Here is a 1,887-nt window from a genome sequence, read left to right as displayed (position 1 = left end):
AGCCCTGAACATCACCAATGGAGTAATAGGACTTTTGTTGAATGGATGTGTCGTTAATGGTGACGGTGGCAGTGTCACCAACTTGAGTGGTTCTTGCCCAATCACTAAAGAGCTTGATCTCTAATGTTTCTGATCCTTCTGTGGTCAGGTCATTGGCGAGGGTATGGGCAAAGGTGATGGATCCATCGGACTTGACCAAGCGTGAGCCCTTGAGTGCACCAGCTGAGAAGTCATTGGCATCAATGCCTTTGCCACTGAGAGTCCAGTAGAGCCGAGTGCCTTCTGCAACCCCTGTTGTTGAGACGTTGGTACGAACTTCTCCACCTTCATTGGAAGAAGAGACTGTTGGCGTAATGCTATATCCTGGTTCTTTTGAGTTTTCAATTAATTCGGCTCCATAAAGTATTCCATGATTATTTTTTCCGCTGCTATCAAGAACGGTAGACCCTGAATCATTATCAAATGTGTACTGAGCGACCAAGGCTGATCGTTGAACATTTTTCCCTTCGTAGACTCTTTTTATTTGTGTAGCGTTCAGGCTTTTATTCCATATTTTAAAGTCATCTATGCCGCCAGACCAAGGGTCAGCATTGCCATTGCGTTGACTCCAGAGCGCACCAATATAGAGGTCTTGATTACTATCACGAACTCCTTGTGAATAAGATCCACTGCTAGATAGTGCTCCATTGATGTAAACCTTGGCTTCATGTCTACCATCTGACAATTCCGTCATTGTCGCAGCAATATGGGTCCAGGATCCATCGGAAATGTCTGGACCATTGATGCTGAAATCAATATTGTTGTTTTCCGCCCTCCAGCGGATCCCGCCATTTGGCGTTAATTCAAGTAGGTGTGCATTGGGAATATCGTATAAGTTTCTCCAGTCGCCCCCGGCATTTTCTCTATAAATCCATGAGGAAATTGTGTATTCGCCATCTATCGAAAGCGTTGGAGAATCTTTTATATGTATGTATTCCCAGGGCGAGTTGTATCCATTGCCTGAAAAATTAATGAAGTTGCCGCCTGCAGGAGACTCGCTTGGTGGCTTTGGTGCTTCAGGAGGATTTACTGTATTTACAAATGTGCCATGGTTATTATTGCCGCTGCTATCAAAAACAGTAGATCCCGAATCATTGTCAAATGTGTATTCAGCGACCATTGCAGATCGTTGAACATTTCTACCTTCATACACTCTTTGGATTTGCGCGGAATTCAAGCTTTTGTTCCAAATCTTGAAGTCGTCTATGCCGCCCGCCCAGGGATCAGCATTCCCATTGCGCTGACTCCATAGAACACCAATATATAAGTCTTGGTCGCTATCACGTACTCCGGTTTGATTATTTCTTCTGCCTAATTGCCAGCTTGATCCATCACTTGACAAGACGCCATTTACATAAACATCTGCTTGATAGCTTCCGTTTGATAATTCGGTCATTGTGGCGGCAACATGAGTCCAGACCCCCTCAGAGATCTGTGGACCATTCACATTGAAATCGATATTGTTATTTTCGGACCGCCAATCAAACCCTCCATTAGGTGAAAATTCGAATAAATGTGCGCCTGGAATATCGTATAAATTCCTCCAATCTCCTCCAGCATTTTCTCTGTAAATCCAGGATGAAATTGTGTACTCGCCTTCGATAGATAGTGATGGCGAGTCCTTGATATGCACGTATTCCCACGGAGAGCTGTAACCATTGCCCGAAAACCAAAGCCGTTTTGTTCGATCAGGCATAACGATCCTCTAATCCTTGAGAAAACCTTAAGACCCATGGGTCCCATCTATATACCCGTTTTTATGCCTATTCTCTCAGATCCATTGGCTTGACTGCGTTCTTAGCCCTCTGCGCTCGTCGGTTCAGAGGATGCCTTGGGTCATGTCAGCGA

Annotated in this window: 1 protein-coding gene; it reads right to left on the bottom strand. The window is 44.7% G+C overall.

Translation table 11 applies throughout. From position 1 onward, the window contains the following. On the bottom strand, nt 1–1,735 hold a 1,735-nt coding region (locus tag DXY04_RS07070; RefSeq protein ID WP_136975377.1), incomplete at its 3' end, for a LamG domain-containing protein. Nucleotides 1,736–1,887 lie beyond the last annotated feature (152 nt).

The organism is Synechococcus sp. UW86, assembly GCF_900474085.1.
In the GTDB taxonomy this organism is placed as follows: Bacteria; Cyanobacteriota; Cyanobacteriia; order PCC-6307; family Cyanobiaceae; genus Parasynechococcus.
The sequence above is the reverse complement of the archived record's forward strand: the minus strand, read 5'-3'. Positions and strand labels throughout refer to the sequence as shown.